The organism is Virgibacillus sp. AGTR, assembly GCF_016919725.2.
In the GTDB taxonomy this organism is placed as follows: Bacteria; Bacillota; Bacilli; order Bacillales; family Amphibacillaceae; genus Virgibacillus; species Virgibacillus salarius.
In genome coordinates, this window is record NZ_JAJERH010000112.1 from 1 (window position 1) to 8283 (window position 8283).

The window sequence follows — 8283 nt, forward strand, 5'->3', positions numbered from 1 at the left end:
TTTTTACTTAGGCTAAAATATAGTCCGTCCGAATTAATACGAAACACAGGTTTTTATTTTATAGATTAATGAGTGAGAGTGTTTATTTCTGTATCATTTGAACTAAGTTGATTTATGTTTCGCATTCCCCATAGATAGATTATTTAAACGATCAGCTAGACCTAAGTTATAACCAATCGATTCGTCATTTTCAGAAATAAGCGATTCCTTTAATTCATATGCATTTGATCCATGTTCCGTGAAGTCTAATCCGGCTAATTCTTCTTCCTCAGAAACTCGGATAGATGAGAATTGTTTCACAATGAATAAGAATGCTCCTAATGTTATCATTGTCCATGCGATAACTGCTATAACTCCTATCGTTTGAATCCAAAATTGCGTTGTTCCATAACCATAGAACAAACCAGTCGACGTTGAAAATAAACCGATAGCTAATGTACCCCAAATTCCACAAAGACCATGTACAGTAATAGCGCCAACGGGATCATCAATACGTAGTTTGGCATCTAACCAGTGAATCCCTTCTACAAGTATGATGCCAGAAATAAGGCCAACTATTATTGATCCACCAAGTGAAATCTCTGCACATCCAGCGGTAATGCCGACTAAACCACCTAGTACACCGTTTAGGGACAATGAGGCATCGATACGCTTAAAGCGTAATTTTGTATATACGGCAGTCGATACAAGTGCTGCCGAAGTTGATAGCAACGTAGTGCCTATAACCATAGGTACAAGCGAAGGGTCGGCAGTAAGTGTACTACCTCCATTAAAACCAAACCAACCAAGCCAAAGGATAAAGACACCGAGTGCCCCGATAGGAATGTTATGTCCTTGAATAACATTTACTCTTTTCCCTGAGTATTTTCCGATACGTGGGCCTAAGTGCAATACAGCGGTGAGAGCACCTACTGCGCCGGTTACATGTACTACTGTCGATCCTGCAAAATCACTGAATCCTAAATCGGTAAGCCAGCCATCACCTTGCCAAACCCAGTGACCGACAACAGGATAGACAAATGCAGTCATCGCTATCACGATGAGAACATAACTGCTTAGTTTCATTCGTTCAGCAACAGCACCAGAAATAATCGTGACACAGGTAGCTATGAACATTGCTTGAAATACGAAGAAGCCAACGTCTTCAACGTCATGTAATAAGAAACTATCTGTGCCTATGAATGAACCTCCAGAAGTACCAAACATAATACCAAAGCCGACAATAAAAAAGAGAATGGTCGAAATGCTAATTGTCAAGAAGTTTTTCATAAGAATATTGAGGGAATTTTTTGCTCTAGTAAAACCTGACTCCACCATTGCAAACCCTGCATGCATAAAGAATACTAGGAACGCACCAAGCATAATCCAAACCAAGTTAATGGATAACTCAAGAGAGGTAGTAGTTGGTGCAGCATATACAGGAGATGCAATGAGGGAAATAACGAAAAACAAGAATAAACTTTTTCTAAACATGCTTCATCCTCCTTTTAAATTACATAACAGCTTCTTTCCCTCTTTCTCCTGTTCTAATCCGGATCGTTTCTTCAACAGGCGAAACAAAGATCTTTCCGTCTCCAATATTACCAGTACTACAATTTTCGATAATAATAGTAAGTATTTCATCTAATCGTTGTTCTTCTACAACCGTCTCCACTTTAATTTTAGCTAGTAGTTGTAGTTGAAAGGTTGTACCTCGGAATACTCCCTTTTGTCCTTTCTGCTTACCTGTTCCAGCAGCCTCTGTAACTGTTAAGCCTCCAATACCTGCTGCAGATAATGCTTTACGAAGTAATTGAAACTTTTCTGGACGGATAATTGCCTCAATTTTTTTCAATGCGCTCACTCCCTTCGTGTAAGAAAACCTTACATTATAAGTTATGTAAATTATCATAATAGGTATACTAATTAAAATCAAGTAATTTTATATAATTATTTAGAAAATTACGAAACAAGCATTTGCAATTGGTTTTTTAAGAAATTTTTTCAAATAAGATGTTTAATTAAAAATGATTAAGGGTAACTTACAAGTGAATGATTAAATTACATTTCGTAAACATCTAAAAAAAAGCTCAATTTTTTCTTGAATATCCTCTACCTTTCGCTTGACAATTGTAGTATAATTTACATATAGGGTTATTTAAACTTATTTTAATTTGATAAGTGTTAAATGTTTATGGAATGACTAAACCCATTTTAGAATGAGGAGTGAAGTTTTAATGGTTACACTTTATACCTCACCAAGTTGTACATCTTGCAGAAAAGCAAAAGCATGGTTGGAAGAACATGATATCCCGTTCACGGAGCGTAATATATTTTCCGAACCACTAACACTGGATGAAATAAAGGAAATTTTACGTATGACGGAAGATGGCACTGATGAGATCATTTCAACTCGATCAAAGGTTTTTCAAAAATTGGATGTCAATATTGATCAATTACCAATGAAGGATCTTTTTAATTTAATTCAACAAAATCCGGGTCTTTTACGTAGACCGATTATTTTGGATGAAAAGCGTCTGCAAGTTGGATATAATGAAGATGAGATTCGCCGCTTCTTACCAAGAACGGTTCGTACTTTTCAGTTACGTGAGGCGCAACGAATGGTTAATTAACCAATTTAACATATTAAAAAACGCAGATCATTAATTACGATCTGCGTTTTTTTATCGCTATCTTGTAATCCTGCAAAGTAGACAGGTTAATTGTTACGGTTTCGTCACAAAAACGAGGATGACAAAACTTTAAATATAGGTTAAAATATGTTACTAATTATATAGGCATATATGTTTCCAATATGTTTGCTACTATCATACAATAAGTATAGAAAACCTTTTATTTCATTTACAAACATTTTGTTTGTAGGAAGTTTGGCATCACTCACATGTTGGAAGCATGAGCTGATCGTAAAGATTAGAAATCAAGGCATTAGGGTAAATCTACAATATTAAGTTATTTGGTGAAGCTGTTCTTCCACCTACCTAAAAAAGAAGGGGGAGAAATGAAAATGGAAATTGAAAGAATTAACGAGAATACAGTGAAATTTTACATTTCATATATTGATATTGAGGATCGCGGATTTGAGAGAGAAGAAATCTGGTATAATCGTGAAAGAAGTGAACAGCTTTTTTGGCAAATGATGGATGAAGTCAATTATAAAGAGGACTTTAATGTTGACGGTCCGTTATGGATACAGGTACAGGCTTTGGAAAAAGGATTGGAAATTATTGTAACTAAAGCTCAAATTTCTAAAAATGGAGACAATATTGAGCTTCAGACAGAAGATGGTAATACAGTTGATTTTCCAGTCGATAAAAAAATCGAAAATATGTTAGAAGATAAATTTGGTAAGCATGAAGAACCATTAGATGAAGAAGATGATGATAAGCTATGGATCATTGCTGATTTTGTCGACTTTGAAGATGTAATACAGCTAAGCCATTATCTTGATGACCTACAGGAAGGTACGATGGAAACACTTTACCATTATAACAATAAGTATTATCTATATATGGAGTTTTCTGAGGAAGAGCTTGATGAAAAACAGCAAGAAGATATTATTAGTAAAGTTTTTGAGTTTGCAGATGATTCAGATATTACCATACATGTACTTGAGGAATACGGGAAGAAAATCTTTGAAGAAGATATGTTTAATAAAGTTCGATCCCATTTCCCTGTACAAGTATAGACACTCCTTGAAAAGGAGTGCTTTTTTTATAAGTTAAGAAAGTATAAAATCAGTGCAATGACTGCGTTAAGCCAAGTAGTTATTTTGAAATGTTTGATGTATATTGGCAATGCTCCGACTAATTACTTCGCTTTCCGCGGGCACGGCCTCAACTAACTTTGCAAAGAAGAACACGTTGCAAAGTGGATTTTCGGCTCGCGCTAATCCCGCAGGAGTCTACGTAATTCGTCTCCGCTATGAGAAGGTGCAACAATTCTTGTCATAAGTAACAGGTTGACTTTTTTTACAATGGGTAAAGTGAAAATCGCTATCTGTGAGTATAAAAGCAGCTGTGTTACTTCATGCTAGCGTTGTAGAGCCTGATAATAGCGAAGGGCGGCCACTTCAACTCCTGTGGGAAATGTTTGACCTGAAGATCCACTTTTTTGAGCGGGTTTTGCTAAAAAAGTTAGCTGAAGGACAAACCCCACGGAAAGAGAAGTGGGCAGCCGGAGTGGTGGTCAAGCAAGCAGTAGCTATTATTCCATAATAGCTACTAGAGAAAGCGTAAATCTGAGCATTTAGTGATAAGGACTGAGCGAATTTTGCTCAGTTTTTCTTATGTTCTTTTTTTGTCCCACATATAACTGGCAGTAAGCCCGCCACTCCAAGAAGAAAAATAATTGGCTAAACCTAAGTAGGCTAACTTACCCGCCACTCCGTATAAAGTTTTTCTGAGGAAGCACAAAAAGTGGTGCCTCTAGCTTCGTATTGCCAAAAATAGTATCTTTTACGGAATGATGAACTGGGACTTGATATTTTCGTTCATATCAGTGAAACCGATATGGATAATGTGGGGTGGACTGCCAGTAAATGTCCGATTGATTAATTTTGGATTTAATTTTCTTCCTACAACGTTGTTTAATTTGATAGAATATAACAGGAGAGGTGAGCGCATGAGGAATCTACCCTTATACGGTAAAGTAAATATCATCATTGCTGCTGTATTCATGATTACAGGAATTTTATTATTCATCCAACGATTAGGTGCAGTTTTCGAGTGGCGGGATCAGTATCTGTCTCTTTCTTTTATTTTTTTAGGTAGCGCTTTATTTTTAAGTACCATTCGCTTAAAGAAAAAGAAGAATAATTAGAAGGATTTAAGCACTTTCTGTCGAATTCTTATTATTCACGGAGGTGTTTTTATGCTGCAAGCAATAGCGCAAACTGGAGAAATCGTGCTACTTTCTATTAAAACAAGGCATGAAATTGAACAATTGCGAAAACAGACCTTTTATTGTCCAATATGTAAGCAGCAAGTAATCATGAAAGCAGGTGCAGAGGTAATCCCACATTTCGCTCATTATTCATCAAGCCACTGCCGAATTCGTGAAGATGGTGAAGGGGCGTATCATGAGTCCGGGAAATTAATACTGTATCAATGGTTAAAAGCCCAAAAGCTAAACGTAACATTGGAGCCATTCCTCAATGAAATTCAACAGCGACCTGATATTTTATTAACGGTTAACACGAAAAAGATAGCTTTGGAATATCAGTGTGCTACAATTCCAATATCTATTATTACGGCCAGAAATAAGGGTTATCAGGCTGCAGGAATTACTCCCATATGGATACTTGGTGCTAAGCATTTTAAGCGTGAAACAGCCAGTAAATTTCGTTTATCTCCATTTACCAGCTCCTTTATACATCAATTTCCCACAAGCCAATCTTTGAAAGTTTTTTTCTTCTGTCCTATTACACGTTACTTTATTACCGCCCAAAACATTTATTTTACTACCAGTTTTAAAGCATTAGGTAAGTTTGTAATTACAAAGCTCAAGCATCTCATTTTTACGGATATATTTAAAGAAATTTCCTTCCCTAAACAAGAACTGTATCCATTATGGTTAAAGGAAAAGATGCTTTTTCGGACCAAATCACGAGTTCGAACAACCAAGCAAGAATTTTTATGGTTGAAATGGCTATATATAAAACAACACCATGTGGAAACATTGCCGCCCCTCATTTATTTACCGATATCATCGCAGATTCGTATGAACAAGCCTCTATGGCTCTGGCAAAGTAAAATTATCTTAGATCATATAGCTCCTCTATCAGTTGGTACAAAAATGGATGTTAGATTTATTGGTCGTTTATTGAACAAGCAAACTAGGTCAATAAGTCAAACCCCACTATTATTAAAGACGAAAAATCCTCTTATAGAATATATGTCTCTACTTGAACAACTGAAAATTGTAAAGCAGAATGCTCCCTTTATTTATACAAAACGCATACCAGTTTTCGTTCCTTCAACTTTAGAGCGAGCACTAGAAGAAGATCAGCTAATCATTAATCAATTACAGAAGCAAAATAAAAGCATGATTCATAAATAATACGATATACTAAATAGCAAGTATGCATTTTAAAAGAAGACTTTAAAATGCTTAACAAACAAGATAATGAGTTTTGTTTATTGGCTAAAAAGGAATTAGCAAACACATCACGAAAGAATAACTATAGGACGAATAGGGAGGAATAGAATTGGCTAAATCAACTAAGGAATTACCTAAACGAGAAGAATTACCTGAAGAGTCAACGTGGAAATTAGAAGATATCTTCGAAACGAATGATGCGTGGGAGCAGGAATGGAAAAGTCTGCAGCAAGCCATTCCACAAATTGAAGCATACCAAGGAAAATTAGCAGAATCACCTGCAAAACTTCTAGAATTATTGCAGCTACAGGATAAGCTATCAGAACGACTAGGTAAGCTATATACATATGCGCATATGCGATATGATCAAGATACAACAAATGGCATGTATCAGCGGTTAAATGCTCAGGCCGAGAGTATATTGACTTCAGCTTCTAGTTCAATGAGTTTTATAGTTCCCGAAATTTTAGCAATCGATGAGGAGAAGCTAAATCGTTTTTTAAAGGAAGAACAAGGTTTAAAGGCCTATAAAAAGACGTTGGATGAAATTACCCGTCAACGGCCACATATTTTAAGCGAGCGAGAAGAGGCAATACTTGCTGAATCATCAGAACCGATGTCAGCTGCTTCGCAAACATTCGGTATGCTGAATAATGCAGATTTAACATTTCCATCGATAAAAAATGAAAATGGAGAGGAAGTAGATCTAACACATGGACGATATATCCGTTTTTTGGAGTCCAAGGATCGTTCTGTCCGCAAAGCAGCCTTTGAAGCAATGTATGATACGTACGGGAAATTTCAAAACACGTTCGCTTCTACATTAAGCGGGAATATTAAGAAGGATAACTTCTTTGCAAAGGTTAGAAATTATAATTCTGCAAGACAAGCAGCATTGGATGATAATCATATTCCGGAAAAGGTCTATGATAATTTGATAGAAGCAGTTGATGAAAAGCTCCCATTACTTCATCGATATACCGAATTACGTAAAAAAGTGTTAAAGCTGGATGAGTTGCATATGTATGATCTCTATACGCCGCTTGTTCAGGATGTAGATATGGAGATTCCTTTTGAAAGAGCCAAGCAATACGTCTTAGAGGGGCTTTCTCCATTAGGTGATGACTATCTAAGTATCATAAAAGAAGGTTATGAGAATCGATGGATTGATGTAGAAGAGAATAAAGGAAAACGTAGTGGCGCATATTCTTCTGGTGCATACGGTACTAACCCATATATACTGTTAAATTGGCAAAACAATGTTAATGATATGTTCACATTAGCTCATGAGCTTGGACATTCCGTGCATAGTTATTATACAAGAAAAAATCAGCCTTTCCGTTATGGAAATTATTCTATTTTTGTAGCAGAAGTAGCATCTACCTGTAACGAGGCATTGTTAAATGACTATCTATTGAATAACTTAGAGGATGAGAAGCAAAAGCTATATTTGCTTAACCATTTCCTAGAAGGATTTAGAGGTACTGTCTTCCGTCAAACAATGTTCGCGGAATTTGAGCATATTATTCACGTGAAACAGCAAGAAGGTGAAGCGCTAACTGCAGAAAAATTAACAGAGGTATACTACAATCTAAATAAAAAATACTTTGGCGATGGGGTAATTTCCGATAAAGAAATCGGGATGGAATGGGCACGAATTCCTCATTTTTATTACAACTACTATGTATACCAATATGCTACAGGATACTCTGCAGCTACCGCATTAGCAAGTCAGATCCTAGATGGTAAGGGAGATGCAGTAAAACGCTATATCAATTTCTTGAAAGCAGGTAGTAGTGATTATCCAATTGAAGTATTGAAGCAAGCAGGAGTAGATATGAACGATAAACAGCCTATTTTAGATGCTCTAGATGTATTTGAGGAGAAACTAAATGAAATGGAGCAGCTGCTAAGCTAATGAAATAGTGGGTTGACTAACAGAGTCTCCCTACACTGCCGAGAAATTTTTCTCGGCAGTTATTTTATTGTCAAGGAAATGATAAAATTAGCCCGTGTGGATAAATAGGGGTGTGTTGAGCCGCGTCCAGTTCCAGCGCCCAGAAACGAAGCGACTTCACGAATCGCCTATGCTAAGTCATCATTGGCTCGTAAGCACCCCGTGATTCCTTTATCTCTGTTGATTCGCTCCAGTCGCTATGTTTCTAATCGGACGCTTGCGTTTTGTTC

The 8283-nt window shown here is 36.5% G+C and carries 8 protein-coding genes; 6 read left to right on the forward strand and 2 right to left on the reverse strand.

Annotated features, from left to right (window positions below; genetic code table 11):
• Positions 1 to 102: 102 nt before the first annotated feature.
• Positions 103 to 1473, reverse strand: a complete 1371-nt coding sequence (locus JUJ52_RS21980) for an ammonium transporter (RefSeq protein WP_205388415.1) — start codon at positions 1471 to 1473, stop codon at positions 103 to 105.
• Between the two features lie 19 nt (positions 1474 to 1492).
• Entirely contained in the window at positions 1493 to 1834 is a 342-nt protein-coding gene (locus tag JUJ52_RS21985) for a P-II family nitrogen regulator (RefSeq protein WP_026680654.1), read from the reverse strand.
• A 382-nt stretch (positions 1835 to 2216) separates the two neighbouring features.
• On the opposite strand from JUJ52_RS21985, the gene spxA reads away from it, so the two are divergent.
• The 6 genes from spxA (at position 2217) to pepF (ending at position 8014) form a co-directional block, all read left to right on the forward strand.
• Positions 2217 to 2612, forward strand: coding sequence for a transcriptional regulator SpxA (gene spxA, locus JUJ52_RS21990; RefSeq protein ID WP_021292282.1), 396 nt, complete (start codon positions 2217 to 2219; stop codon positions 2610 to 2612).
• A gap of 392 nt (positions 2613 to 3004) precedes the next feature.
• Positions 3005 to 3685: an adaptor protein MecA gene (mecA, locus tag JUJ52_RS21995; protein ID WP_205388416.1), complete on the forward strand. Its 681-nt coding sequence runs from the start codon at positions 3005 to 3007 to the stop codon at positions 3683 to 3685.
• A gap of 313 nt (positions 3686 to 3998) precedes the next feature.
• The gene (locus tag JUJ52_RS22000) at positions 3999 to 4214 is read left to right on the forward strand and encodes a hypothetical protein (RefSeq protein ID WP_121605629.1); all 216 of its coding nucleotides are present in this window, start codon (positions 3999 to 4001) and stop codon (positions 4212 to 4214) included.
• Between the two features lie 406 nt (positions 4215 to 4620).
• Complete coding sequence (locus JUJ52_RS22005; protein ID WP_026680656.1) at positions 4621 to 4818, forward strand: hypothetical protein; 198 nt, start codon at positions 4621 to 4623, stop codon at positions 4816 to 4818.
• Positions 4819 to 4869: 51 nt separating this feature from the next.
• Positions 4870 to 6057, forward strand: coding sequence for a competence protein CoiA (locus tag JUJ52_RS22010; protein WP_205388417.1), 1188 nt, complete (start codon positions 4870 to 4872; stop codon positions 6055 to 6057).
• Between the two features lie 148 nt (positions 6058 to 6205).
• The gene (gene pepF, locus JUJ52_RS22015; protein ID WP_200862544.1) at positions 6206 to 8014 is read left to right on the forward strand and encodes an oligoendopeptidase F; all 1809 of its coding nucleotides are present in this window, start codon (positions 6206 to 6208) and stop codon (positions 8012 to 8014) included.
• Positions 8015 to 8283: the final 269 nt, after the last annotated feature.

Excerpts from the sequence above, each read along its gene's own strand:
- JUJ52_RS21980 (WP_205388415.1), bottom strand. The coding sequence starts at position 1,473 with ATGTTTAGAAAAAGTTTATTCTTGTTTTTCGTTATTTCCCTCATTGCA.
- JUJ52_RS22010 (WP_205388417.1), top strand. The coding sequence starts at position 4,870 with ATGCTGCAAGCAATAGCGCAAACTGGAGAAATCGTGCTACTTTCTATT.
- JUJ52_RS22005 (WP_026680656.1), top strand. The coding sequence starts at position 4,621 with ATGAGGAATCTACCCTTATACGGTAAAGTAAATATCATCATTGCTGCT.
- mecA (WP_205388416.1), top strand. The coding sequence starts at position 3,005 with ATGGAAATTGAAAGAATTAACGAGAATACAGTGAAATTTTACATTTCA.
- spxA (WP_021292282.1), top strand. The coding sequence starts at position 2,217 with ATGGTTACACTTTATACCTCACCAAGTTGTACATCTTGCAGAAAAGCA.